Raw genomic sequence first — 25,198 nt, forward strand, 5'->3', positions numbered from 1 at the left:
GCGCCGATGGTACGGGCGGTCCCGGGGGGTGGACGCCGGGTCCACCCCCCGGACCGCCGTCAGCGGCCGGCCGCGTTGGCCTGCAGCGCCGTCGACACGTACTGCGCGAGACCGGGCGCGAGCGCCTCGTACGTGGCCGTGAACCGCTCGTCCGCCACGTACATCCGCCCGAGACCGGCGTGCATCTCCGGTGGGCAGTCGTAGAAGCGCCGGCCGATGTGCTGCCGGTGCTCCTCGGCGACCGCCCGCGCCGCCTCGCCGTCGGCCGGCTCGCCGGCCGCCATGAGGGCGACGAAGCGGGCGTTGATGCCGTCGGCCTCCGCCTTCACCTGCTCCCAGTCCGCCTTCGTGTACCGGCTCGTCCGCTCGCGCGAGGTCCGCCAGGCGTCGGTGGCGCCCCAGCGCTCCTCGGCCTCGCGGGCGTAGTCCTCCTCGTTCTCGACCCAGGTCGTGCCGAACAGCTCGCGCTTCTCGTCCTGGGTCAACCTGACGCCGCTCACGTGCGCCTCCCTCTCCCTCGTCAGCGCCGCCCGCACCTGCTGCAGGCGGTCGATGCGCGCGTCCACGGCGGCGAGCTGGTCGGTGACCAGGCGCAGCACGCCGTCCTCGTCCCCGTCGTCGCGCGCGGCGAGGAGCGTGGCCACGTCCTGCAGCGGGAACCCGAGCTCGCGGAGCACGAGCACCCGCCGCAGCCGGTCGAGGTCGGCCTCGAGGTACACGCGGTACCCCGCAGGCGTCCTGCCGCCGGGGTGGACGAGGCCGATGGCGTCGTAGTGGTGCAGCGCGCGCACGGTCGTGCCGACCACCCGGGCGGCCGGTCCGACGGTCAGCCCGTCGTCCGGGGCCGGGTCGACGTGCTCGTGCTGCGCGCCGCTCACGTCCGCCATCGTGCTCCTCATGGGCAGGAGCGTGCGGGCTCACGCGGCGTGAGGGTCAAGCGCGGTCGGTGCGGCCCCCGCTGCGCGCCTCGTCGCGGCCGTGCGCCGGTGCGCTCTCGTCCCTCGTCCCGTCTCGGGACTCGTCCCCGGACCCGTCCCCGGACCCGTCCCGGTCGCGCACCTCCACGCCGTGGGCGTGGCCCGTCGCGACCTCCGGCGGACCGCCGTGGCCGGGACCGGTGTCGCCGGAGTGGCGGTGGCTGTGGACGTGGACGGGCCCGTCGCGCTCGGTCCGCAGGCCCCGCAGCACCGTGACGGCGCCCCACGCCACCGCCAGCAGCGGCACCGCGAGGATCGCGCCGATGATGCCCGCCGCGATCGTGCCGGCCGCGACCGCCAGCAGGATCGCGAGCGGGTGGAGCTTGAGCGCCTTGCCCTGGATGAACGGCTGGAGGATGTTCCCCTCGACCTGCTGCACGACGACGATCGCCGCGACCACGAGCAGGGCGTTGACCGGGCCGTTGGACACGAGCGCCACGAGCGCGGCGAGCAGGCCCGCGGACACCGCGCCGACGATGGGCACGAACGAGGCGATGAAGGTGATGAGCGCGAGCGGCAGCGCGAGCGGCACGTCGAGGATCAGCAGCGCGATGCCGATACCGGTCGCGTCGACGAAGGCGATGAGCGCGGTGCCGCGCACGTAGCTGCCGAGCACGTGCAGCGAGTGGTCGCTCACGGCGTCGACCCGCTCGTGGGTGCTCGCCGGGAGCTGCTCGCGGATCCAGCGGTAGATCGTCTCGCCGTCCTTGAGCACGAAGAACAGGACGAAGAGCGCGAGCACGAAGCCCGTCGCGATGTTCGCCGCCACCGTCGCGCCACTCAGCACGCCCGAGCCGATCTGCGCGCCCTGCAGGGCGTCGCGACCCTGCTGCACGAGCTGGTCGACGTCGGCGCGCGTGAGGCCGAACGGCAGGTTCTCGCCGAGGTCCTGCAGCTCCTGCAGGCCGCCGGACACGCCCTCGGTCAGCTCGTCGGCCTGGTCGGCGACCGCGGTGCCGACGAGGGTGAAGACCCCGCCGATGATGGCGAAGGCCGCGAGCAGGGTGACGAGCACCGACAGCGCACGCGGCAGGCCCCGTCGGCCCAGCCAGGCGACGATCGGCCACAGCGCCGCCGCGATGACGACGGCGAGGAGCACGGGGATGACGACGACCCGCAGGAAGATGAGCGCGTACGCGAGGAGGATGAAGGCGACGAGGACGAGGAGCGCCTGGCCGCTGCGCAGCGCCAGCCGGCCGAAGTGGTCGCTCCAGCGGTCCTTGCGCCACGAGCGCCACTGGCTGCGGTCCACCTCGGGGACGTCGGCGTCGGTCGTCGGACCGAGGTCGCTCGTCGGGTTCCGTTCGTCGGTGTGGGCGCGGGGCATGCCGTCGGTGTACCCGGCGGCGCCCCGCGCCATGCCGTCGCCCCGCCCGCTCACGCCGGGTCGTACCAGTGCAGGCCCGTCGACAGGAGCCGGCCGGCCTCGTTCGGCCCCATCGTGCCGGGCGCGTACGGGTACACCGGGATGCTGGAGCCGAGCAGCGGCTCGACGACCCGCCACGCCTCCTCCACGGTGTCCTGCCGCGCGAACCGGCGCTGGTTGCCGTCGAGGATGTCGTCGAGCAGGCGCTCGTAGGCGTCGTCGGGCTCGCCGAGGCTGCGCTCGAAGTCGACCCGCAGGTCGATGGGCTTGGTGGCGAAGGTCCGTCCGGGACGCTTGGCCTCGATCGACACCGACACCCCGCCGACCCCGCCGAGGCGGAAGCGGATGAGGTTGGGGTGCGGTCGCGGCGCGGACTCCCCCGCGAAGAGCAGGGTCGGTGTCGGCTTGAGCTCGACGACCGCCTCCAGCGCGGTGCCGGCCATCGACTTGCCCGTGCGCACGAACCACGGCACGCCGGACCAGCGCCAGGAGTCGATGGACAGGCGCAGGGCCGCGTAGGTCTCGACCTGCGAGTCCGGCTTCACGCCGTCCTCGTCGAGGTAGCCGTCGAACTGCCCGAAGACGACGTCGTCGGCGGTGACCTGGCGCATCGCCCGGAGCACCTTCACCTTCTCGTCGCGCAGCGGGTCGGCGCCCCCGCCGGCGGGCGGCTCCATCGCGAGCACGCAGACGATCTGCAGGAGGTGGTTCTGCACGACGTCGCGGACCGCGCCGACCGAGTCGTAGAAGGCGCCGCGGCCCGCGACGCCGAAGGCCTCCGACATCGTGATCTGGACGCTGGCGACGTGGTCCCGGTTCCACACCGGCTCGAAGAGCGAGTTCGCGAAGCGGAACGTGAGGAGGTTCTCGACCGTCTCCTTGCCGAGGTAGTGGTCGATGCGGAACACCTGGTCCTCGGCGAACACGCTGCCGATGGCGGCGTTGAGCTCCCGGGCGCTGTCGAGGTCGCGCCCGAAGGGCTTCTCCACGATGACCCTGGCCCCCGTGTCGAGGTCGTGCTCGGCGAGCTCCTTGACGACCGTCGGGAACAGCGAGGGCGGGATCGCGAGGTAGTGGGCCGGCCGCTCGGCGTCGCCGAGCGTCGCGCACAGCGACTCGTACGTGGCGTCCTTGAGGTAGTCGCCCTGCACGTAGCGCAGCTGCCCGCACAGCGCGTCGAGCACCGCCGGGTCGACCGCCGAGCGGTGGTGGGCCTCCAGCGAGGCGCGGGCGCGGGCCCGCAGCATGTCGTCGTCGCCCTCGCTGAGCGCCACCCCGATGACGGGGACGCCGAGGCGGCCCTTGGCCTGCAGCTCGTACAGCGCGGGGAAGAGCTTCTTGAACGCCAGGTCCCCGGTGGCCCCGAAGAGCACGAGGGCGTCGCTGCGTGTCATGGCACCAGCCCACCACGTCCCGGCCCTCCCGGCACAGGGAGGGCGGGTCGGCGCGTCCCGCCCGGTCGCGCCTTCGCCCGCTCGTCGCGCCGCCCGACCGGCACGACGCAGCGCCGTCGACGTGCTCACCCGGACGCCGCACCCCGGCCCCGGCCGCCCGTCCCCCGCTCACGCAGCGTCGCGCCGACGCTCCCGGCCTCCGCCGTCCGGTGACGCGCCCGTGTGAGCGGTCGAGGCGCCCCTCAACGCGACCCCGCGCGGCGACGACGCCTCTCGTGCGACCCGGGCACCCGGCCCGGCCACGACAGGAGGCGACCTCGTGCACCGACGTCCGCTGGGGGCAGCCGCCGCGCTCGCCGTCCTCGTGGCCTCGCTCGTCGTGCCCGGGGTCTCCCGTGACGCCGAGGCGCCCGAGGGCGCCCCCGTGGCGGCGGCGTCGTACGCCGGACCCGGCCGCGGAGGCTCCTCCGGCGCCGCGGCCACGCCGTCCGTCGGCGACGACCGCGCGCTCGCGCTGCGGTCCGGCACCGGGACCGGGGCGGGCGGCGCAGACGCGGTCGTCGTCGCCGCCGGCGGACCGGGCGGTGACCGTTCGGAGCGGCCCGCACCCGGTGACGCCGGCCCGGCCCCCGCCGCCGGACCGCCGGTCGTCCCGCCCCCGGCCGTCCCGGGGCCGGTGGCAGCGACCCCGGCCGCCGCCCCGGCCACCGCCCCGGCCTCGCCGGCGCCATCGACCACCCCGACCGCCCCGACCACCCCGACCACCCCCGGGAACTCGGTCCCCACCGCGCCGGCGCCCTTCCGCGAGGCCGCGCCCGGGACCGTCACCGGCACGCTCGTGCGGGTCTGGGTCGACGGCGACGGCGCGGGGCACGACGACGCCCACCTGCCGGAGACGTGGCTCGAGGGCGAGGACGGCACCGCCTACCGGGTCGAGCCGACGGCCGTGGCCGACGCGCCCGAGGGCGCGCGGGTGACCGCCCGGCTCGGGTCGCGCGCCGGCGCGGACCTGCCGCACCCGGTCACCGCCGTCGAGCGCGTCGAGGAGCCCGTCCTCGCGGCGGGGGCGGTGGAGTTCGGCGAGGGCAGCACCGACGTGTTCGGGGCCGCGGCGGCCACGCTGGAGCACGAGGTCACGGTCGTGCTCGCCTACCCGGCGAAGGGCACGCGCGACGGCACGACCACCGCGACGCTCACCGACGTCGTCGGCCGGGGCGCGAACACGTACTGGCAGCAGCAGACCCGCGGCCAGCGCGGCTTCCGCGTGGTCCGCGCCGTCGGCTGGACGTCGTTCGCCTCGCCGTGCTCGGAGGCCTTCGACGTGTGGAACGAGGTCGCGGCCAAGGTCGGCTGGACCGGCGGCACGCGCCGGCACCTGCTGCTCTACATCCCGTCGGCGAACGGGTGCGGGTCGGGCCTCGGCACCGTCGGCTCCAGCCCCGACAGCGGCGGGCGCGCCTGGGTCGGCACGCCCATGCCGTCGATCGTCGCCCACGAGCTCGGCCACAACCTCGGCCTCGGGCACGCGAACGGCCTGCTGTGCACCGACCGCTCCGACGGCACGTACGCCTCGGGCGCCTGGCAGAGCGGCTGCAGCCACCACGAGTACCGCAACTACTACGACGTCATGGGCGTGTCGTGGTCGAACCTCGGGTCCCTCGCCGCACCCAACGCCGACGCGCTCGGCGTGCTGCGCTCCACCGAGCGCCTCGTCACCTCCGAGCCGGTCCGGGTGCACCTCGTGCCGCAGACCGGCGAGGGCCTGCGCGTGCTGCGCATCGACGAGGGCGCGGCCACGTACTACGTGGAGTACCGGGTGGCGAGCGGCTGGGACGCCTGGCTCGGCAGCAACAGCCGCGGCCTGGACGCCGGTGTCGTGGTGACCCGGCGCAGCCCGGTCAGCGCCCGGCAGAGCGTCCTGCTGGACGGCTCGGTGACCTCCGGCACCCGTACCTCGGACTGGGCGTCGGCGCTGCGCCGCGGCACGACGCTGCGGACCGCGAGCGGCGCGACGACGATCACCGTCGAGCAGCAGTCCGACTCCGGGGCGACGGTCGTCGTCACGCGCGAGGGCCGCAGCCCCGACGCCGTCACCGTCCCCGCAGGCGGCCGCCAGGTCGAGCTGCGCGCCCCGTCGATCAGCACGGCCTCGGTCGGCACCACCGTGTTCGCCGGCGTGGGCAGCGCACCGGAGGGGACGCTGCTGTGGGAGGTCGTGCAGAACGGCACCGTCCGCGCGTCCGGCACCGCGGTGACCGGCGCGAACGGGCAGTTCGACACATTCAACGTGCCGGTGGCGCTGCCGGCCGGGACGTACACGTTCCGGGTGCGCGTGCCGGACGAGTCCGACGGCGAGGCCGACGGGGTGCTCGACCCGGCGCTGCTCGTGGACCAGACGACCGTCACGGTCCGCTGAGGCGCGGGCCGCGAGGGCTCACCCGCCGGGGGCGAACTCCCCGGTCTCCCACACCTCGGTGATGACGTCGGAGCCGGCCGTCTCCAGGGAGTCCTCGCAGCGCACCGCGACGGCCTCCGCGAAGGCCTCCGCGGTCTCCGTGGGCGGGTCCTGCGTCGTGAGCTCCGACAGCCAGAACCCGCGCAGCACCTGCAGCGCGTACTCCTCGCGCGTGGCCTCCGGCACCCGCAGGAGGTCGCGGCACGTGCCCGGTACCTGGGCGAGGGCGTCGTCGACGGCGTCGCGCGCCTGCTCGCGCGCCTGTGCGCTGCCGACCTCACCCGCACCGGCCGTCGCCTCCACGACGGCCTCACGGGCGGCGTCCTCGACCGCGGTGCGCGCGACCTGCTCGGCCTCCGCGCAGCCCGCGAGAGCCCCGAGCGCGAGGAGCCCGGCGGCCACGACGGCGGCCGGGTGCGCCCGCCGACGACCGCGGCGCACCGGGGAGGCGGCGGGCGCACCGGGTGGACGGGGGGAGCCGGGGCCGGTGGTGTGGGGGGTCATCAGGCTCTCGAGTGTGACAGAGGACGACCGCACCGTCCGGGATCTGCGACGGCTCGGGTGTCCCGCCGCCTCGTCAGCGCCCGGCGGCGTACCCCTGGGCGCCGCGGGCGTTGGCCGCGGCGCGGAGCACCCCGTGCTCGACGCCCACGACGCACGTCCGGCCGAGCTGCCAGCCGTCGCCGAGGGCGACGCGGTGCCCCCGACGGCGCAGGTCCGCCACGACGTGCGGGGCGAAGCGGTCCTCCAGCAGCAGCGAGCCCGGCTCGGCCGCGCGCGGGTGGAACGAGCTCGGGGCGTGGTCGGTGTGGAGCATCGGCTCGTCGAGCAGGGCCTGCAGCGGCGTGAGCCGCGACGGTGGCTCACCGGTCCGGCGGCCGTGGTGCGCCGCGGCGAGCACGCGCGCGAGGTACACCGTCGTCCACTGGTCCTGCTGGTCGCCGCCCGGCGTGCCGAGGCCGAGCCACGGCACGCCGTCGCGCAGCACGAGGGTCGGCGACAGGGTCGTGCGCGGGCGCCGGCCCGGGCGCAGGGTGGCGGGCAGGCCGCGCTCGACGCGGAACATCTGCCCGCGCGTGCCGAGCGGGAAGCCGAGCGCGGGCACGACCGGGCTGGACTGCAGCCAGCCGCCGCTCGGGGTCGCCGACACCACCGTGCCCCAGCGGTCGACGACGTCGAGGTGGACGGTGTCGCCGCGCGTGCTGCCGTCGGCGGCGGCCGCGGCACCCCGTCCCCGGTCGACGGTCGGCTCACCGGCGCCGACCGCGGCGCCGGCCTCGGCGGTGCCGTCGCGCCACGCCTCCCACCGCCGGGTCACGGCGAGCGGGAGCACGGGGCTGCGCCCGCCCGGGCTCCCCGGGCGCAGGCCGTCGGCCCCGGTGTCCGCCGCCTCACCGATCAGCCGCGAGCGCTCGGCGAGGTAGGCGTGGTCGAGCAGGTCCGCGAGCGGGGGCGGGGTGTCGCCGGAGTCGCCGAACCACGCCTCGCGGTCGGCGAGCGCGAGCTTCGTCGCCTCCGCCCAGGCGTGCAGCCACGCCGGGTCCTCGCGGCCCTCGGCGTCGGCGAGCGGCCCGCTGCCCACGCCGAGCGCCCCGAGCACGCCGAGGACCTGCAGCATGACCGGGCCCTGACCCCAGGCCCCGGTCTTGCAGACCGTCACGCCGGGGTGCTGCGGCAGGTCGAGCGTCGCGGGCTCCTCGACGGTGGCGCGCCAGGCGGCGAGGTCGTCGCCGGTGAGCAGTCCGCCGTGGACCTCGCCGCTGGAGTCCAGCCACTCGGTGGTGCGGCAGAAGTCGTCGACGGCCTCCGCGACGAAGCCGGAGTACCACGCGGCCCTGGCGCGCTCCCACTGCTCCTCGTGCCCACCGGTGCCGGCCGCCTCGACCACGCGCCGGTAGGTGTCGGCGAGCGCCGGCAGGCGCAGCAGCTCCCCCGCGACGGGCACGCCGTCCGGGCCGTCGCCCACGAGGTAGGTCGCCGCCGAGGTCGGCCAGTGCGCGCGCAGGTGCGCCGCGGTACGCGACAGCGTCGCCTCGACCCGGTCGAGCACGGGCGCGCCGTCGGCGGCCAGGGCGATCGCCGGGGCGAGGACGTCGGCGACCGACCACGTGCCCCAGCGCTGCACGAGCAGCGCCCACGCCCCGAACGACCCCGGCACGGTGGCGGCGAGCAGCCCGGTGCCCGGCACGTGGTCCAGACCGAGCGCCTCGAACGCCTCGGGGGTCGCCGCCGCGGGCGCGACGCCCTGCCCGCACAGCACCTGCACGGGCTGCCCGGGCGGGGCGAGCAGGATCGGCACCTCACCGGCGGGGCCGTTGAGGTGCGGCTCGACGACCTGCAGCGCGAAGCCGGCGGCCGCCGCGGCGTCGGGGGCGGTGCCGCCGCGCTCGAGCACGGACTGCCCGACGGCGGTGGCGAGCCAGTGCGTGGTCGACACCATGCCGAAGGTGCCGGCGAGCTCGGGACGGGTGGGGGGTGCGCTCACCCGGTCGATCGTGGGCGCCGGGCCGCCCGGCTGCACGCTCAGGCGGCGACGAGGTACTCCTCCCACGCCGGGTCGCGCTGGTCGGCGCCCTTGACCACCCACGCGCTGCCGCGTGGGGTGTAGGGCCGGGAGCGCAGCGTCCAGCCCATCTCCTCCGGCGTCCGGCTGCCCTTGACGTTGTTGCACCGCACGCAGCAGCCCACGAGGTTGGCCCACGAGTCGACGCCGCCGCGGCTGCGCGGCATGACGTGGTCCACGGTGGTCGCCGACCCGCCGCAGTACGCGCAGCGGTGCCCGTCGCGGCGCAGCACGCCGCGCCGGCTCACGGGCACGTGCGTGGCGTACGGGGCGCGCACGTAGCGGTGCAGCAGCACGACGGAGGGCCGGACGAAGCGGGTCGTCGCGCCGACGACCTCCTCGGCGTGCGCGGCGACGACCGTCGCCTTGCCTGCGAGGACGAGCACGACGGCCCGCCGGAACGACACGACCGCCAGCGGCTCGTAGCCGGCGTTGAGGACGAGGGTGCGCACTACGGCCTCCTGCACGGGCCCGGGGGACGGCACCCGCCCCCACGACGACGAAGGCGCCGTCCCACACGGGACGACGCCTTCACGGACGGGCAGCAGCACGAGCGGCTCCGACTGGACCGGCTGCTGCGGTGCTCGGGGAGCACATGGCCGCGCACGAACGCGTGGCCCCGTCCGGGCCCCGTCGTCGTGGGTCGCGCCGTGCGCACCGCGTGCACGTCCGAAGCGTAACCCGCGACCCCCGCGGCCGGGCAGGTTGCGGCTCCTCGTCGTCCGTGTCGCGCCCGTCGCGTCCGTCCCGCCCGTGTCGCGCCGGTCGCGGCGCCGACCTACCGTCGCCGCGTGGCGTCCGAGTCCTCCGAGCAGGCCCCCGCCGTCCTGTGGTTCCGGCGCGACCTGCGCCTCGCCGACCACCCGGCGCTGCTGGCCGCGACGGGCGCGGAGCCCGGCGACGGCCCGGGCGGGCGCGCGGTCGTGCCGCTGTTCGTCGTCGACCCCGCGCTGTGGGGGCCCTCGGGGGACCCGCGCCGCGCGTGGCTGCTGCGCTCGCTGCGCGCCCTCGACGAGCGGCTCGACGGCGGGCTCGTCGTGCGCGAGGGCGACCCGGCCGACGTGGTCCCGGCCGTGGCCCGGGACGCCGGCGCCGGGGAGGTCCACGTCACGGCCGACACCGGGCCGTACGGGCGACGCCGCGACGCCGCCGTCGAGGAGGCGCTCGGCGACGGCGTCTCGCTCGTGCGCACCGGAACGCCGTACGCGGTCGGTCCGGGCAGCGTGCTCAACGGCTCCGGCGAGGCGTACAAGGTGTTCACCCCGTTCTACCGGGCGTGGCTGCGCCACGGCTGGCCGTCGCCCGGCCACGACGTCGAGCCGGGCGACGTGTCGTGGGAGCAGGTGGAGGGGCGGGAGTGGCCGAGCGAGCCCGACCTCGGCGACCTCGAGCTGCCGGAGGCAGGCGAGGCGGCCGCCCGCGAGCGCTGGGAGTCCTTCCGCGACGACGGGCTCCTCACCTACGCCGAGACCCGCAACTCCCCGGCCGTCGACGGCACGAGCGGGCTGAGCGCGCACCTCAAGTACGGGGAGGTGCACCCGCGCACGCTGCTCGCCGGGCTCGGCCGCCTGCTGGACGACGGCCGGCTGTCCACGGACTCGAAGGACTCCGTCGACACCTTCCGCAGCGAGCTCGGCTGGCGCGAGTTCTACGCCGACGTCCTGTGGCACCACCCGCGCACCGCGCGGGAGTACCACCGCGAGGAGTACGCCGACCTCCGCTACGACTCCCCGTCGCGCGGGGCCGGTCGCAGCCGGCTCGAGGCGTGGCAGGAGGGCCGCACGGGCTACCCGTTCGTCGACGCCGGCATGCGCCAGCTGCGGGCCGAGGGCTGGATGCACAACCGGGTCCGCATGGTCGTCGCGAGCTTCCTCGTCAAGGACCTCCACCTGGAGTGGCAGGTGGGCGCCCGGTACTTCCTGCGGTGGCTGCGCGACGGCGACCTCGCGAGCAACAACCACGGCTGGCAGTGGGCCGCAGGCTCCGGCACCGACGCCGCGCCGTTCTTCCGCATCTTCAACCCCGTCACCCAGGGCGTGAAGTTCGACCCGGACGGCGACTACGTGCGCCGCTACGTGCCCGAGCTGCGCCACGTGGCCGGGAAGGCCGTCCACACCCCGTGGGAGGTCGAGGACGGCTACGACCACAGCTACCCGGAGCGGGTCGTCGACCACGCCGCCGAGCGCGCCGAGGCGCTCGACCGGTTCGGCGCCGTCCGGCCCTGAGCGAAATGCCCTCGACGTCCCGCGGTGCGCCGACGTACGGTTCCGAGCACACGGAAGGGAGGTGATCCGAGGAATGACAATCCTTCGGACGAGTGAGGTGGCTGCCCGCTGAGCGGGAGCCCCTGAACCAAGGACTCGACTGCCAGGCGTAGACCACGGCAGCCACCGCAGCCCCCGGGTGTCGCACCTCGTCCACGCGACGGGTGACCGTGTCACCGCCCCGGGGGCTGTCCCCTGCCCGCGATGAGATCCACCGGTACCGCCGGTCTGCCCCCCGTGACCACGACCACGTTCGCGACGGGCATCGGCATGGGTGAGTCCGCCCGCTGGCACCGCGGCCGGCTGTGGCTGTGCGACTGGGTCGCCGGCGAGGTGCTCGCGTTCTCCCCCGCCGGCGACCGCGAGGTGGTGACGCGGGTCGAGGGCGTGCCGTTCTCGGTCGACTGGTTGCCCGACGGCCGCCTCGTGGTGTGCACCTCCGACGGCGTGCGGGTCGGGCCGGGCCTGGAGCCCTACGGCGCGCTCGGGCGACCGTGGAACGAGATCGCCGTCGGCCCCGAGGGCCACGTCTTCGTCGACATGCCGGGCTCGATGCCGTGGGAGGACCCGGCGCCCGGCGTCGTCGCGGTCGTCCGACCCGACGGGAGCAGCGACGTCGTGGCCGGCGGCCTCGCCTTCCCCAACGGCCTGGCCGTGGTGGACGGCGGCGCGACGCTGCTCGTCGCGGAGTCCCACGCCGCCCGGCTCACCGCCTTCACGGTCGGGGCGGACGGCTCGCTGACGGACCGTCGGGTGTGGGCCGACCTCGGCGACGGTGCCGCCCCGGACGGCATATGCGTCGGGACGGACGGGACGGTCTGGTACGCCGACGTGCCGAACGCCCACTGCCGCCGGGTCGCGGAGGGCGGGGAGGTGCTCGCCACCGTGCCGCTCGGCTCGGGGGCGTTCTCGTGCGCGCTCGGCGGCGACGACGGCCGCACGCTGTTCGCGGTGGTCGGCGACTGGGACGGCCACGGCGTCACGAACGGGCGGGTGCTCGCGACGCCGGTGTGAGGCCTCGCCCCGTGACCGCGACGACCACGGCGACCACGGCGACCACGGCGACCGGGGCTCAGGGTGAGCGGCGCACCAGGCGCCAGTCGTCGGCCGCGTCCAGCCGGCCGGGGCCGCTCGCGCCGTCGGGGCGCACGAACACCAGCCGGTCGTGCAGCCGCGAGGCCCGGCCCTGCCAGAACTCGACCTCGACCGGCCGGACGAGGAAGCCGCCCCAGAACTCCGGCAGCGGCACGTCGTCGGCCGAGCCGGTGTCGGGGAACCGCGCGCGCAGCGCGGCCTCGCGCGCCTCGAGCGGCTCGCGCCCGTCGAGCACCTCCGACTGCCGGGACGCCCACGCCCCGACGCGCGAGGCGTACGGGCGCGACACGAAGTACTCGCGGACCTCCTCGCGGCCGAGCGGCTCCGCGAGGCCGCGCACGCCGACCTGGCGCTCCATGTCGTGCCAGCCGAACAGCAGGGCGACGGCAGGGTTCCCCGCGAGCTCGCGGCCCTTGCGCGAGGTGAGGTTGGTGAAGAAGCGGAACCCGGCCACGTCGACGCCCTTGCACAGCACCGTCCGGCTCGACGGCGTCCCGTGCCCGTCCACGGTCGACACGACCATCGCGTTGGGCTCGACGACCGCCGGGGACGCGGCGGCGTCGTCGAACCAGCGCCGGAACTGGGTGAGCGGGTCGGGGGCGACCTCGCCCTCGCCCAGCGTCCCGGCGAGGTACGTCACCCTCATGTCCCTGATCCGCTCGGCCGCCACGTCGGTAGTGTCGGGCCCCGACAGCGGTGTCACGACCTGGGAGGCGGCATGACGGACGGCCGGATCGCGCACGGCCTCGAGGGCGTCGTCGCCTTCGAGACGACCATCGCCGAGCCCGACCGCGACGGTGGCGCGCTGCGCTACCGGGGCGTCGACATCACCGAGCTCGCGGGGGCCGTGCCGTTCGAGCAGGTGTGGGGGCTCCTCGTCGACGACGGGCCGCGGCCCGGGCTGCAGCCCGGCGAGCCGGTGGAGCTGCCCGTGCGGACCGGCGACGTGCGGGTCGACGTGCAGGCCTCGCTGCCGACGCTGGCGCAGCGCTGGGGCCTGCGACCCGTGCTCGACGTCGACGCCGCCACGGTGCGCGACGACCTCGCCCGCGTCTCCGACGCCGTCCTGTCGTTCACGGCCCAGTCCGCGCGCGGCGAGCAGGCGGCCGTGCCGCAGGACCGCGTGGACGCAGCCACCACCGCGGCCGAGCGCTTCATGGTCCGCTGGCGCGGGGAGCTGGACCCCCGCCACGTCGACGCCGTCGACGCGTACTGGGTGAGCGCCGCCGAGCACGGCATGAACGCCTCGACGTTCACCGCGCGGGTCGTCACCTCGACCGGCGCCGACGTCGCCGCGGCGGTGTCCGCCGCGGTGGGCGCCATGAGCGGCCCGCTGCACGGCGGCGCGCCGAGCCGCGTGCTCCACATGCTCGACGGCGTCGAGGAGCGCGGCGACGCGCTCGCCTACGTGCGGGGCGTCCTCGACGCCGGCGAGCGGCTCATGGGCTTCGGGCACCGGGTGTACCGGGCGGAGGACCCGCGGGCCCGCGTGCTCCGCGCGACGGCCGAGCGCCTGGGCGCGCCGCGTTTCGAGGCGGCCCGGGCGCTGGAGCAGGCCGCGCTGGAGGAGCTGCACGCCCGCAAGCCGGACCGGGTGCTCGCGACCAACGTCGAGTTCTGGGCCGCGGTCGTCCTCGACTTCGCCGAGGTGCCGGCGGAGATGTTCACCCCGATGTTCACGTGCGCCCGCAGCGCCGGCTGGTCCGCCCACGTGCTCGAGCAGAAGCGCACCGGCCGCCTCATCCGCCCGTCCGCCCGCTACGCGGGCGAGGGACCGCGCAGCCTCTGACGGCTGAGACGATGGCGCGCGTGAGCGCGTCGTGAGGATCCCCGCCGACCTGCTGCCCGCCGACGGCCGGTTCGGGTCCGGACCGAGCCGCATCCGTCCCGCGCAGCTCGACGCCCTCGTCACCTCCGCGGGCGTCCTCGGCACGAGCCACCGCCAGGAGCCGGTGCGGGCGCTCGTGCGGCGGGTCCGGGAGGGCCTCGCCGCCCTCCTCGGCGCGCCCGACGGCTACGAGGTCGTGCTCGGCAACGGCGGGTCGAGCGCGTTCTGGGACGTCGCGACGGGCGCGCTCGTCGGCGACCGGGTGCAGCACTGCGTGCACGGCGAGTTCAGCGCGAAGTTCGCCGCGGCGACGGCCCGCGCGCCGTTCGTCGCCGAGTCGGTGCAGGTCCGGGCCGAGCCCGGCTCGGCCGCCGCGCCGTACGCCGCCGCGGGCGTCGACACCTACGCCTGGCCGCACAACGAGACCTCCACGGGCGTCCTCGCCCCGGTGCGCCGCGTCGACGGCGCCGACGACGGGGCCCTCGTCCTCGTCGACGCGACGTCGGCCGCGGGCGCGGTGGAGGTCGACCTCGCGCAGACCGACGCGTACTACTTCGCCCCGCAGAAGGCCCTCGGCTCCGACGGCGGGCTGTGGTGCGCCGTGCTGTCGCCCACGGCGCTGGAACGCGCCGAGCGGCTCGAGCCGACCCGCTGGGTGCCGGACTTCCTCTCGCTGCGCGCGGCCGTCGCGGCCTCGCGCAAGGACGAGACCGTCAACACCCCCGCGCTCGTCACGCTCGTGCTGCTGGCCGAGCAGCTGGAGTGGCTGCTCGGGCACGGCGGCCTCGCGTGGGCCGCGGCGCGCTGCCGGGAGTCCTCGGGGGTGCTGTACGGGTGGGCGGCGGAGCGGGACTGGCTCGTGCCCTTCGTCGACGCCCCCGCGCTGCGCTCGCCCGTGGTCGTGACCCTCGACGTCCTCGACGTGGACGCCGCGGAGGTCGCGCGCGTGCTGCGGGCGAACGGCGTGGTCGACGTCGAGCCGTACCGCCGCCTCGGTCGCAACCAGCTGCGCGTCGGCACGTTCCCCTCGGTGGACCCCGACGACGTCCGGGCCCTCACCGCCTGCGTCGACCACGTCGTCGAGCGGCTCGCGTGAGCGGACCCGGCCGGGCCGCGGTGGCCCCGCCGCTGCGCCGCGACGCCGTCACGGCCGCCGGGTACTCGGCGGTCGTCACGTGGGGCTGGTTCGTCTTCGCCTCGGGCCCGATCCTGCCGCTGGTCGGGCTCGACCTCGGCCTGTCGAAGACCCTCGTCGGCCTGCACGCGACGTTCCTGTCCGTCGGCAGCGTCGCCTCGGCGCCGCTGCTGACGCCGCTCGTGCGGCGGCTGCGCCGCTACGGCGCCATGAGCGTGGGGGCCGCCTGCGTGAGCCTCGCCGCGGTGCTGCTGTCGGTGGGCTCGCTGCTGCCCGGCTGGGGGCTCGCGCTCACCCTGCTCGGCATGGTGAGCGCGGGCTTCGGCGGCACGCTGCTCATCGGCACGTCGACCGCGGTCCTCGACGGGCACCACGGCCGGTCCTCCAACGCCGCGGTCAGCGAGGCCAACGGCCTCGGCTCGGGCCTCGGCATGTGCGCGCCGCTGCTCGTGGGCGCCTTCGTCGCCCTCGGGCTCACGTGGCGCCCGGCGCTGCTGCTCCTGGTGCCGCTCGCGGGCGCGGGGGTGCTGCTCGTGCGGCGCGTGCTCACCGCCGACCGCCGAGGCGACGTCGACGCCTCCTCGCTGCGCGCCTCGCCCGCCCCGGGACGCGACGCGAGCGGCCGGCGGACGCCGCTGCCGCGGCGGGTGTGGGTGATCCTCGCCGTCGTCATGTGCGGGGTCGGCAGCGAGGTGAGCCTCAACACGTGGTCGGCGGAGCTGCTGCGCGAGCGCACGGTGCTGGAGGAGGCGGGCGCGAGCGCCTTCGTCGCCGCGTTCGCCGCGGGCATGACGGTCGGGCGCTTCGTCGCCGTGCCGCTGGCCCGGCGCTGGACGAGCGCCGCGCTGCTGCGCGCCGCGGTCGTGCTCGCCGGCGGCGGCTTCGCCCTGCTGTGGGTGTCGACGCTCGCCTCGACCGGCTGGGTGTCGCTCGCGGTCGTCGGGCTCGCGTTCGCCGGCGCCGGGGCGGGGGCGTTCTTCCCCATCGGTGTGGCGTGGCTCGTGCGGAGCACGGCGGGGCAGTCCGAGCGGGGCATGACGGCTGTGTCCGTCGGCGTGGGCGCCTCGGCGGGGCTCGTGCCCTTCTCCGTCGGCGTGCTCGCCGACCTCGTCGGCATCCACCTCGCGCTGCTCGCGATCCCGGTCGGCATCGCGCTGGTCACCCTCGGGCTCGCGGTGCTCGCCCGCGCGAGGGTGCACGACTGACGAGGGCTGTCGGGTCCGCCGGACGGGCGGGCGAGGGGTCGTGACGCGCGCACGTCCTCGACCTGCCGCCGCGTGAGCGGCACACTCGACGCCCCGGGGCCGCGGCTCCCCCGGGCCCGTCCGGGCGGAGGGAGGGACCGGTGGAGACCGTCACCGTGCACCTCCTCGGGCTGCCCGTCGACCTCGCCGAACGCGCGCAGGAGCACCACGACGGCCTGGCCCGCGAGATGACCCTCATCACCCTCGGTCTCGCCGAGACCCCGGACGACGCACTGCCCTCGCGGTTCCTCGAGGTGGTGACGGCGGTGACCGACGACGTCTCGCCCTTCCGTCGCCTGCGGGAGCGCCGGATGGCCGAGGCCCGCGCGGCGGGCGAGGACGTGGTCGACGTCGTCTACGAGGCCCCGGTGGCGCTCACCACGGCCGTCGAGCGGCTGCGGGCGCTGCAGTCGGAGGTGGACTCCTACTGCCGGCAGGTCGGGTTCCTGCTCACGCTGGCGACGCCGCCCGACGTCCTGGCCTACCGGACGTGGCTGTTCGACGAGCTCACCGGGCAGATCGCCGGGCGGCCCCCGAGGCGGTGGGCAGGCACGGCCGTCCTGCCGTCGGTCGGCGGTCCCTGACCGGCGCCCCGCCCCGCCGCCGTCAGCCCGTCCCGCCGCCGTCGGCCACGCGACGGACGGCCGCGGCGACGGCGGCGTCGAACAGCAGCGAGGCGTGGGTGGCCGGCACGCGCTGCCACCCGAGCCGCGGCACGAGCCGTACCGCGTCGGTCACCGCCTCGTCGGACAGGAACGGCGCGCGGCGCCCGTCCGCCCCGTGCGAGGCGGCGAGCAGGTGCACGGGCGTCGTCGCGCGCCGCAGCAGCGGCAGGTGCGCGGGCCGGCAGAGGCTGTCGACCCCGTCGGCGACGACGCGAGCGGGGTCGAGCGCCGGGCGCAGCGCGCCGCCGTGCGGGCGCAGGACCGCCTCCGACCACGCGCGGACACCGTCGCGCAGGTCCGGCCGCTCGACGACGAGCCGGCCCTCCGCCGCGGCGGTGTAGGCGTCGACCGACGTCCAGGCGCGGACCAGGCGCCGCAGCTGCAGGCCGAGCAGCGCCCGCACCACGAACGGGCGGTGCAGCAGCGAGCGCGCCGGCGGCGCCCCGCCGTCGAGCAGGACGGTCCCGACGGCGCGTGACCCCAGCCCGTCGGTGACCAGTGGCGCGAGGAAGGCGCCCATGGAGTGACCGACGACGACGACGCGCTGCAGGCCGAGGGCGTCGACGACGTCGAGGACGGCCTCGGCGAGGCCGGTCAGGCCGGGGCCCGCCGGGGCGGCGACCGAGGCACCCCGGCCCGGCAGGTCCGGCGCGACGACGGGCAGGGGCGTGCGGCGAGCGAGGTCGTCCCACACCGCGGACGTCGCGGTCAAGCCGTGCAGCGCGAGCACGACCGGGCCGTCGTCCGTGCGACCGGACCAGCGGCGGACGCCGAGGCCGGCGACGGTGTCGGTGCCCACCGCTCGAGCCTAGGTCGGGCCGAGCCGGGCACCCGGGTCAGCCCGCGGCGCGGGCGAGGAGCGCGGTCGCGCCGCGCTCCTCGTCGCGGAGCCCCTCGGCCACCAGGCCTCGCTCGCCCGCGAGCCCGAGCAGGCCGGGCAGCTGCCGCTGCGAGGTCTCGAGCAGCAGCGTCCCGCCGATCGCGAGCCACCCGGGCGCGCCCTCGACCACGCGGCGCTGCAGGTCCGAGCCGTCGGCGCCGCCGTCAAGGGCGACGAGCGGCTCGTGCTCGCGGGCCTCGCGCGGCAGCAGCCGCAGCGCCTCGCTCGGCACGTACGGCGCGTTGACGACGAGGACGTCGACGGTGCCGCGCAGGCGGTCCGGCAGGGCGTCGTACAGGTCGCCGGGGTGGACCGCGGCGCCGTGCGGCGCGAGCGTCGAGCGCGCGAGCTCGACCGCGGCGGGGTCGAGGTCGGCGGCGTGCAGCTCCAGCCGGGCCCCGAGCGCCGTGGCGAGCACGAGCCCCAGCGCGCCGCTGCCGCAGCACAGGTCGACGGCCACGACGGCGCCCGGGCGCTCCCGGAGCGCGTCGAGCGCGTGCTCGGCGAGCAGCTCGGTGCGCCGGCGCGGCACGAACACGCCGGCCCCGACCGGCACGCGCAGCCCGCAGAACGCCGCCCAGCCGAGCAGGTGCTCCAACGGCTCGCCCGCCTCCCGGCGCGCGACGAGGTCCTCGAGCGGCCCGCGGCCCTCGCGCGCCGCCTCGCGCAGCAGGTCGGCCTCCTCCTCGGCGGCCACGCAGCCCGCCCGGCGCAGCCGCGCGACGAGCGGGTCGGCGCTCACCGGGCCAGCAGCGCGGCGAGGGCGGGACGGACGCCGAGCGCGGCCGTCGTCGCCTCGACCTCCGCGGCGAGCCCGTCGCGGGCGGCACGCGGATCGCGCACCGCCCGCAGCAGCGTGTTGCGGGGCGTGTGCTCGGGGTCGACGAGCTCGACGGCGTCGGTGCGGTAGCCGTGCAGGCGCAGCAGGTCCGCCCGCAGCGCGTCGGTGGCGGTGTCGAGCAGACGCTGTCGGAGGATGCCGTCGCGCAGCATGGCCCGCAGCGCGGGGTCCGCCCCCTCGACCGCCTCGCCGCGGCGCGCGTCGACCTGCCGGCGCAGGTCCTTGTGGCAGCACGGGGCGGCGAGCACGACCTGCGCGTCCCACCGCACCGCCTGCGCGAGCGCCTCGTCGGTGGCGGTGTCGCACGCGTGCAGCGCGAGCACGACGTCGGGCGGCTCGGCCGGGGCCCACGTGCCCGCGGCGTCGACGACGAAGGTGACCCCGCTCTCGCCGAGCCGGGAGGCCAGCGAGCGGTCGCGGGCGACGACGTCCTCGCGGACGTCGACGCCGACCGTCTCGACCGGCCCGCGGGCGGACAGCCAGCGGTGCGCCGCGAGGGTGAGGTAGGCGTTGCCGCAGCCGAGGTCGACGACGCGCAGCGGCCGGCCGGCCGGCTGGGGCGGCACGACGGGCGCGAGCCGGCCGAGGAAGGCGTCGACCTGGCGGCGCTTGGCGGCGTTGGCGCCCACCGCGGTGAACAGCGGGTCGTCGGGGGCGAGGTGGTGCTGCTTCTCGCGGTCGTGACCGGCGCGGCCGGCTCGAGCGGCGGTGGGGGCGGCGACCGGGCGCCCCCGGTGCACCTGCGCCTCGCCCTTCTTCGTCACCCGCAGCTGCCACGTCGCGGTGCCCTCGGGGCCGGCGACCTCGATGTGCCAGTTGCCGAACGGCTCGTCGAGCAGGTCCTCGACGGCCTCGGCGAGGTCGTCGGCCGCGAGCGTGCGCGACAGCGGCGCGCCGGTCTCCCGGCGCTCCTCGACGAGGACCCGGCGCCCCGCCGAGACCGTCACCGCGCGCAGCTCGACACGCGGGACCCGTGGCTGCGCACCACGCCGCCGGCCGGCGGCGACCGCGCGCACGAGGCCGCCGGACAGCAGCAGCCCGCGCGCCTCGGCGAGCGCGGGGGCGAGCGGCTCCGGCATCAGGCGACCCGCTCGTCGTGGGTGGGGTGGGTGGTGTCGTCGTCCTTGGGGGCGGTGAGCAGGAGCACGTGCGGACGGGCGTCGCTGCGGAACCGCAGCTCCACCCGGGAGCGCTGCAGCAGGAAGACGACGGCCCCGGCGGCCGCGAGCAGGGCGGTGATGCCGCCGACCGCGATCGTCCAGCGCGCGCCCCACGCCTCGGCGATCCACCCGATGAGGGGCGCGCCGACCGGCGTCGCCCCGATGAAGACCGCGAAGTACAGCGCCATCACGCGCCCGCGCAGCTCCGGCGGCGTCGACAGCTGCACGGTCGCGTTGGCGGCCGTCATGAGCGTGAGCGAGGCGAGGCCCACGAGCACGAGCGAGGCGGCGAACGTCCAGTACGTCGGCATGAGCGCCGCGGCGCTCGAGGCGACGCCGAAGGCCGTCACCGCACCGACCACGAGCCGGAGCCGCGCCCGGCGGCGTCCGGCGGCGACGAGCGCACCCGTCAGCGAGCCGACCGCGAGGAACGTGCCGAGCAGGCCGTAGGACTCCGGCCCCCGGCCGAACTCGATGCGGGCCATGACCGCGGTGGTCAGCTGGAAGTTGAGCCCGAACGTGCCGACGACGAACACGAGGACGAGCACGAGGAGGATGTCGCCGCGCGTGCGGACGTACTGCACCGCCTGCCGCATCCGCTCCAGCCCGCTGAGGCCCTGGGTGCCCTGCCCCGGGCTGCGCGTCCGCGTGATCGCGAGCACGACGACGGTGAAGGCGAACGACACCGCGTTGATGACGAACACCGGGCCGGTGCCGACCCACGCGATGAGCAGGCCCGCGCTCGCGGGGCCGAGGAGGCGGCCCAGGTGGAACGTGGCGGCGTTGAGGCCGATCGCGTTCGGGAGGTCCTCGGCGGGCACGAGCGAGGTGACGTACGTCTGCCGAGCCGGCGCGTCGAAGGCGGTGACGACGCCGAGCGCCAGCGCGAAGACGTAGACGTGCCACACCTGGGCCGCGCCGGCGAGCACGAGCAGGCCCAGGCCGAGCGCGAGCAGGCCCTGCAGGGTCTGGCTCACCTGCAGGATGCGCCGCTTCTCGAACCGGTCGGCGATGAGCCCGGCCCACGGCGCGAGCAGCACCATCGGCAGGAACTGCAGGCCCGTGACGACGCCGACGGCGAGCGCGGAGTCGGCGGTGAGGTCGACGAGCACGAGCCAGTCCTGCGCGACGCGCTGCATCCACGTGCCGGTGTTCGACACGACCGCCGCGCCGGCCCACAGCCGGTAGTCGCGGTGGCCGAGCGAGCGGAACGTCTGGGCGAAGGGCCGTCGACGGGGCGGGTCGGTGGACACCGGCACGCCGGGGGTCGTGTAGGGCGCGCGCTGCCTCACGACTCGCTGAGGTCCTGCAGCAGCTCCGCCGCCCGCGCCAGGGTGCGGCGGTCCTCCTCCGACAGCCGCGACAGCTGGTGGCACAGCCACTCGTCGCGGCGGCGCAGCGTCTCCTGCACCGCGGCGTGACCGGCGGGCGTGAGCGCGACGAGCTGGGCGCGGCCGTCCTCGGGGTGGGCGGCGCGCTCGACGAGGCCCGCCTCGAGCAGGCTGCCGACGATCCGCGTCATCGACGGGGGCTTGATCCGCTCGTGCGCGGCGAGCGCTGCGGCGGTCGAGGCCCCGTGCCGGCTCAGCAGGCCGAGGACGGCGTACTGGGAGTCGGTGATGTCGGCGTCGGACTTCTCCGCGCGCAGGCGCCGGACGATGCGCATGAGGGACACGCGCAGCTCCGCCGACAGCGCGCCGGTGTGCGCGCCCTCGCCGGTGTGCGCGGTGCGGGCTCCAGGGACGGTCATCGCGACCGAGGGTACCGCACGACGGTTACCCAGGCTAACCATCACCGGCGGACCCGCGGCGGGGCGCGGCGGGCCGTCACCGGGTCGTCTCAGGCGTCGGGGCGGTGCACGACGTGCCCGTTCGCCTGGCCGACCGGCTTGACGACGACCCGGTCGATGTCGACGTGCGGCGGGCGGGTCGCGACGAAGGCGACGACCTCGGCGACGTCCTCGGCGTGGACGGGGCGGGCACCCTCGTACACCTTGGCCGCGCGCTCGGCGTCGCCGTCGAAGCGGACGAGGGAGAACTCGGGGGTGTGGACCATGCCGGGCGCGACCTCGCTCACCCGGATGCCCTCCGTGTGCAGCTCCCAGCGCAGCGTCTCGGTGACCGCGCGCACGGCGTGCTTGGCGGCGGCGTAGCCGGCGCCGCCGGGGTACACCTCGGAGCCGGCGATCGAGCCGATGACGACGACGTGGCCGCGACCGCTGGCCCGCAGCCGCGGCGCGAGCGCCTGCGTGACGCGGGCGACCCCGAGCACGTTGCTGTCGAACATGCGCTGCCAGCGGTCGAGGTCGGAGTCCAGCACCGGCTCCAGGCCGAGGGCGCCGCCGGCGCTGTGGACGACGCAGTCGACGCTCGGCAGGTCGGCCACCGCCTCGGCGAGGGCGGCGACGGAGGCGTCGTCGGTCACGTCGAGCCGCACGGCGCGACCGCCGAGCTCGGCGGCGAGGGCCTCGAGCCGCTCCACGCGACGGGCGGCGACCACGACGTGGAAGCCGGCGGCCGCGAGCGCGCGGGCGCTCGCCTCCCCGATGCCGCTGCTGGCCCCGGTGACGACGGCGGTGCCGCGCGGCGCGCCCGCCGGCGCCCTCCCGGCCGCGGCCGGGGCGGTCGACGTCGAGGGCGGGGGCGGCGGGGTCGGGCTCATGGGGGCAGCCTGCCAGCCGTGCCTACGCTGGGCCCCGTGGGCGACGACGAGCGGGACGCCGCGGCACCGGGCGGGCGCCGCGTGCTGCACCGCGTCACCGAGCCGCTGCCCGTGGACCCGGTGCGCCCCGTCGTCCTCGGCACGCTCACGTGGCTCGTCGTGCTCGTCGTGCTGCTCGTGGGCCGGGACGCGCTCGCGCCCGACCACCGCTGGTGGACGTGGACGGCCGTGGCGGGTGTCGTGTGCGGCGTGCTCGCGCTCGGCTGGGCGCTCGGGCGGCGCCGGCGCCGTCAGACCGGCGGGGACCCCGTCGCGCCGTCGCCGGCGGAGGCGGGTGCGTCGGGCTCGACCGGCCCCGGCTCGACCGGCCCCGGCTCGACCGGGTCGGGCTCGACCGGGTCGGCCGCGTCCTCGGGCTCGTCGGGCAGCGGGTCCGTGTCGAGGTCCTGACGCAGCTCGTCGACGACGGGCGGGAACGGCTCGTCGCCCTCGTCGCCGTCCTGCCCGGTCTCGGAGTGCGCGCCGCAGCCGTGGTCGAGGCTCACGACCCGGCCGTCGTCGGGAGACCACGCGTTCGCGCACACCCCGAACTGCTGGCGCAGGCTGCCGGTGAGGCCGACGAGGTACCCGCACGTCGAGCACGGGCCGTCGGCGGCCCGCGTCTCGGCGTTGTCCGGGCCGGCGTCGCTGCGGTACCAGCGGGTGGCGGCCTCGAGCCGTCCCTCGCGGTTGAGCACCCGGCGCCGCCCGAGACCCAGCTCCCACTGCAGCGCGCGCTCCTCGCCGGAGAACGCGTCGTCCCAGCCGTCGGGGACGGCCTCGAACCCCTCGTCGAGCAGCGGGTCGGACTCCTTGAAGGGCAGCACGTCGGTCTCGCCGAGGTCGCCGGGCTCGACCCGGTCCGCCCACGGCACCCAGGCGGGCGCGAGCAGCGCGTCCTCGCCCGGCAGCAGCACGACCTCGCTGACGGTCACGGCGCGCGCCCGCGGCACGCGGGCCAGCACGACGGTCCACGCCCAGCCGCGGTAGCCGCGGTGCAGGGCGGCGAAGCGGTGGACGACGACGCGCTCGGCGTGGGCCTCGGTGCCGAGGTGCTCGCCGACCTCGCCCGCCCCCGCGACCTCCTCGGCCGCCGCGCGCGCGACGTCGACGGCCCGCGCGCCGACCGCGTCGAGCGTGACGCGGGGCGCCCGGGCGGCGCGGGCGCGGGTCGGGGTGGCGGGGGTCGTCCCGTCGGTGCCGGTGCTCGTGGTGGCCATGCTCACGCGTCCAGGTCGTCGGCGACGGCGCGCAGCACCTGGGCGGTCTTCTGCGCGGCGGCGCGCTCGGGGTAGCGCCCGCGGTGCAGCTGCCGGGAGACGCCGTCGAGCAGCTTGATGAGGTCCTCGACGATGACGGCCATGTCGTCGGCCGGCTTGCGCGTGCCGGCGCGGACCGACGGCGGGGCGTCGAGCACGCGGACGCTCAGGGCCGAGGGGCCCTTGCGCCCGTCGGCGACGCCGAACTCCACGCGCGAGCCGACCTTGAGCGCCTCGGTGCCCGGCGGCAGCGCGCTGGCGTGCACGAACACCTCGCCGCCGTCGTCGGAGGCGAGGAAGCCGAACCCCTTGTCGGCGTCGAAGAACTTGACCTTGCCAGTGGGCACGTGGACCTCGGGAGAGCTGGGCGGGGACGGTGGGCCGGACGGACGGGTCGGACATCGCGGGCGGCGGCGCCCAGGGTAACGCGCGAGCGGTCCGCGACCCGGCCCGCGGCCGGGCTCAGCGGAAGCGAGCGGGGTCGGGCAGCAGCTCGTTCATCGCCCCGGAGCGGAACCGCTCGACCGCGACGTCGACGAACCCGGTCGCCCGCACGAGCCCGCGCAAGCCGTCACGGTCGCCCTCGGCGAGGGTGCGCAGGCACGCGTCGTCGAGCTCGAGACGGGCACGGTCGGCGCCGAGGTCGCGCACGCGCACGTCCCGCACCCGCGCGCCGAGCCGGTCCCGCACCGCCGCCTCCGCGTCGCCCACCCGCCGCAGCCGCTCCGGCGTGACGGCGGTGCCGTACGCGAGCCGGCTCGACAGGCACGCGGCGGCCGGCTTGTCCCACGTCGGCAGGTCCCACGCCGCCGACAGCGCGCGCACCTCGGCCTTGCTCAGCCCTGCGTCGGCGAGCGGGGTGAGCGCCCCCGCCTCGGCGCCCGCACGCACCCCCGGCCGGAACCCGGCCCGCAGGTCGTCGGCGTTCGTGCCGGTCGCGACGTGGGCGAGGCCCAGGCGCCGGGCGAGCGGACCGAGCACGTGCATGAGCTCGGTCTTGCAGAAGTAGCAGCGGTCGCCGTCGTTGCGCCGGTAGCCCTCGCGCGCGAGCTCGTCGGTGCGCGGGCGGTGCCACGCGACGCCCAGCCCCTCGGCGAGCCGGCGGGCGCCGTCGACCTCACGCTCCGGCACGGCGTCCGAGACCGCCGTGGCGGCGGCCACGGCGTCCGGGCCGAGCGCGCGGGCCGCCGCGGCGACGACGAGCGCGGAGTCGGCGCCACCGGAGAACGCGACGAGGACCGAGCCCGCCGGGCGCAGCACGGCCAGCAGGGCGCGCTCGAGCTCGACGACGGGCCGCGGCGGCGCGGCGGGCAGGCCCAGGACGGTGGTGCTCACGGCCGGAACGCTACGCGCACGGCCCCGGCGTACCGTT

At 76.9% G+C, this 25,198-nt stretch carries 23 protein-coding genes and 1 pseudogene; 8 read left to right on the forward strand and 16 right to left on the reverse strand.

The annotated features are described in order from the left end of the window. Positions 1 to 59: 59 nt before the first annotated feature. Genes WAA21_RS09515 through zwf form a run of 3 tightly spaced genes read right to left on the reverse strand, consistent with a single transcriptional unit; the run spans position 60 to position 3,737 of the window. On the reverse strand, positions 60 to 899 hold the full coding sequence (locus WAA21_RS09515; protein ID WP_336922550.1) for a MerR family transcriptional regulator: 840 nt from the start codon (positions 897 to 899) through the stop codon (positions 60 to 62). 34 nt (positions 900 to 933) lie between these two features. Then, positions 934 to 2,358 carry an AI-2E family transporter gene (locus WAA21_RS09520; RefSeq protein WP_336922551.1) on the reverse strand — a complete coding sequence of 475 codons (1,425 nt, stop codon included), beginning with the start codon at positions 2,356 to 2,358 and terminating at the stop codon, positions 934 to 936. Continuing rightward, a complete protein-coding gene (zwf, locus tag WAA21_RS09525; RefSeq protein WP_336922552.1) occupies positions 2,355 to 3,737 on the reverse strand; it encodes a glucose-6-phosphate dehydrogenase in 1,383 nt (460 codons plus the stop codon). The genes WAA21_RS09520 and zwf overlap by 4 nt, the downstream gene beginning before the upstream one ends. 319 nt (positions 3,738 to 4,056) lie before the next feature. Between zwf and WAA21_RS09530 the strand changes: the two genes are divergently transcribed. Then, positions 4,057 to 6,153 (forward strand): hypothetical protein, encoded by a 2,097-nt coding sequence (locus WAA21_RS09530; RefSeq protein ID WP_336922553.1) that lies wholly within the window; start codon positions 4,057 to 4,059, stop codon positions 6,151 to 6,153. Between the two features lie 18 nt (positions 6,154 to 6,171). Here the strand turns inward: WAA21_RS09530 and WAA21_RS09535 are convergent, their stop codons facing one another. The 3 genes from WAA21_RS09535 to WAA21_RS09545 form a co-directional block, all read right to left on the reverse strand. After that, positions 6,172 to 6,696: a hypothetical protein gene (locus WAA21_RS09535; RefSeq protein WP_336922554.1), complete on the reverse strand. Its 525-nt coding sequence runs from the start codon at positions 6,694 to 6,696 to the stop codon at positions 6,172 to 6,174. A gap of 73 nt (positions 6,697 to 6,769) precedes the next feature. After that, entirely contained in the window at positions 6,770 to 8,677 is a 1,908-nt protein-coding gene (locus tag WAA21_RS09540) for a gamma-glutamyltransferase family protein (RefSeq protein ID WP_336922555.1), read from the reverse strand. A 38-nt stretch (positions 8,678 to 8,715) separates the two neighbouring features. Continuing rightward, positions 8,716 to 9,207: an HNH endonuclease gene (locus tag WAA21_RS09545; RefSeq protein ID WP_336922556.1), complete on the reverse strand. Its 492-nt coding sequence runs from the start codon at positions 9,205 to 9,207 to the stop codon at positions 8,716 to 8,718. 339 nt (positions 9,208 to 9,546) lie between these two features. Between WAA21_RS09545 and WAA21_RS09550 the strand changes: the two genes are divergently transcribed. Then, positions 9,547 to 10,980, forward strand: a complete 1,434-nt coding sequence (locus tag WAA21_RS09550; protein WP_336922557.1) for a cryptochrome/photolyase family protein — start codon at positions 9,547 to 9,549, stop codon at positions 10,978 to 10,980. 276 nt (positions 10,981 to 11,256) lie between these two features. Further along, positions 11,257 to 12,033: an SMP-30/gluconolactonase/LRE family protein gene (locus WAA21_RS09555; protein ID WP_336922558.1), complete on the forward strand. Its 777-nt coding sequence runs from the start codon at positions 11,257 to 11,259 to the stop codon at positions 12,031 to 12,033. 58 nt (positions 12,034 to 12,091) lie between these two features. Here the strand turns inward: WAA21_RS09555 and pdxH are convergent, their stop codons facing one another. Next, complete coding sequence (gene pdxH / locus WAA21_RS09560; protein ID WP_336922559.1) at positions 12,092 to 12,760, reverse strand: pyridoxamine 5'-phosphate oxidase; 669 nt, start codon at positions 12,758 to 12,760, stop codon at positions 12,092 to 12,094. A 72-nt stretch (positions 12,761 to 12,832) separates the two neighbouring features. On the opposite strand from pdxH, the gene WAA21_RS09565 reads away from it, so the two are divergent. The 4 genes from WAA21_RS09565 (at position 12,833) to WAA21_RS09580 (ending at position 16,905) form a co-directional block, all read left to right on the forward strand. Then, entirely contained in the window at positions 12,833 to 13,903 is a 1,071-nt protein-coding gene (locus WAA21_RS09565) for a citrate synthase 2 (protein WP_336922560.1), read from the forward strand. Positions 13,904 to 13,934: 31 nt separating this feature from the next. Next, complete coding sequence (serC, locus tag WAA21_RS09570) at positions 13,935 to 15,038, forward strand: phosphoserine transaminase (RefSeq protein WP_336922561.1); 1,104 nt, start codon at positions 13,935 to 13,937, stop codon at positions 15,036 to 15,038. Then, positions 15,035 to 16,282, forward strand: coding sequence for an MFS transporter (locus WAA21_RS09575; RefSeq protein ID WP_336922562.1), 1,248 nt, complete (start codon positions 15,035 to 15,037; stop codon positions 16,280 to 16,282). The genes serC and WAA21_RS09575 overlap by 4 nt, the downstream gene beginning before the upstream one ends. A gap of 140 nt (positions 16,283 to 16,422) precedes the next feature. Then, entirely contained in the window at positions 16,423 to 16,905 is a 483-nt protein-coding gene (locus WAA21_RS09580; RefSeq protein WP_336922563.1) for a hypothetical protein, read from the forward strand. Between the two features lie 22 nt (positions 16,906 to 16,927). Here WAA21_RS09580 and WAA21_RS09585 read toward each other — a convergent pair whose 3' ends face one another. The 6 genes from WAA21_RS09585 to WAA21_RS09610 form a co-directional block, all read right to left on the reverse strand. Then, positions 16,928 to 17,785, reverse strand: a complete 858-nt coding sequence (locus WAA21_RS09585) for an alpha/beta fold hydrolase (protein WP_336922564.1) — start codon at positions 17,783 to 17,785, stop codon at positions 16,928 to 16,930. 37 nt (positions 17,786 to 17,822) lie between these two features. Beyond that, a complete protein-coding gene (locus WAA21_RS09590) occupies positions 17,823 to 18,608 on the reverse strand; it encodes a putative protein N(5)-glutamine methyltransferase (RefSeq protein ID WP_336922565.1) in 786 nt (261 codons plus the stop codon). Next, a complete protein-coding gene (locus WAA21_RS09595; RefSeq protein WP_336922566.1) occupies positions 18,605 to 19,786 on the reverse strand; it encodes a class I SAM-dependent methyltransferase in 1,182 nt (393 codons plus the stop codon). The genes WAA21_RS09590 and WAA21_RS09595 overlap by 4 nt, the downstream gene beginning before the upstream one ends. After that, the gene (locus WAA21_RS09600; protein ID WP_336922567.1) at positions 19,786 to 21,159 is read right to left on the reverse strand and encodes an MFS transporter; all 1,374 of its coding nucleotides are present in this window, start codon (positions 21,157 to 21,159) and stop codon (positions 19,786 to 19,788) included. The genes WAA21_RS09595 and WAA21_RS09600 overlap by 1 nt, the downstream gene beginning before the upstream one ends. After that, positions 21,156 to 21,617, reverse strand: coding sequence for a MarR family winged helix-turn-helix transcriptional regulator (locus WAA21_RS09605; RefSeq protein ID WP_336922568.1), 462 nt, complete (start codon positions 21,615 to 21,617; stop codon positions 21,156 to 21,158). Before WAA21_RS09605 ends, WAA21_RS09600 begins: the two co-directional genes overlap by 4 nt. An 89-nt stretch (positions 21,618 to 21,706) precedes the next feature. Then, positions 21,707 to 22,528 carry an SDR family NAD(P)-dependent oxidoreductase gene (locus WAA21_RS09610; RefSeq protein WP_336922569.1) on the reverse strand — a complete coding sequence of 274 codons (822 nt, stop codon included), beginning with the start codon at positions 22,526 to 22,528 and terminating at the stop codon, positions 21,707 to 21,709. A gap of 168 nt (positions 22,529 to 22,696) precedes the next feature. Between WAA21_RS09610 and WAA21_RS17955 the strand changes: the two are divergent. Then, positions 22,697 to 22,750, forward strand: a pseudogene (locus WAA21_RS17955) (hypothetical protein); the annotation flags it as partial. A 68-nt stretch (positions 22,751 to 22,818) separates the two neighbouring features. Here the strand turns inward: WAA21_RS17955 and WAA21_RS09620 are convergent. The 3 genes from WAA21_RS09620 to larE all read right to left on the reverse strand — a co-directional run bounded on the left by WAA21_RS09620 (position 22,819) and on the right by larE (position 25,161). Beyond that, on the reverse strand, positions 22,819 to 23,787 hold the full coding sequence (locus WAA21_RS09620) for a DUF3027 domain-containing protein (RefSeq protein ID WP_336922570.1): 969 nt from the start codon (positions 23,785 to 23,787) through the stop codon (positions 22,819 to 22,821). Positions 23,788 to 23,789: 2 nt separating this feature from the next. Then, complete coding sequence (locus WAA21_RS09625; protein WP_336922571.1) at positions 23,790 to 24,173, reverse strand: cold-shock protein; 384 nt, start codon at positions 24,171 to 24,173, stop codon at positions 23,790 to 23,792. A gap of 115 nt (positions 24,174 to 24,288) precedes the next feature. Then, on the reverse strand, positions 24,289 to 25,161 hold the full coding sequence (gene larE / locus WAA21_RS09630) for an ATP-dependent sacrificial sulfur transferase LarE (protein WP_336922572.1): 873 nt from the start codon (positions 25,159 to 25,161) through the stop codon (positions 24,289 to 24,291). Positions 25,162 to 25,198: the final 37 nt, after the last annotated feature.

This window comes from Aquipuribacter sp. SD81 (genome assembly GCF_037153975.1).
Classification (GTDB): domain Bacteria; phylum Actinomycetota; class Actinomycetes; order Actinomycetales; family JBBAYJ01; genus Aquipuribacter.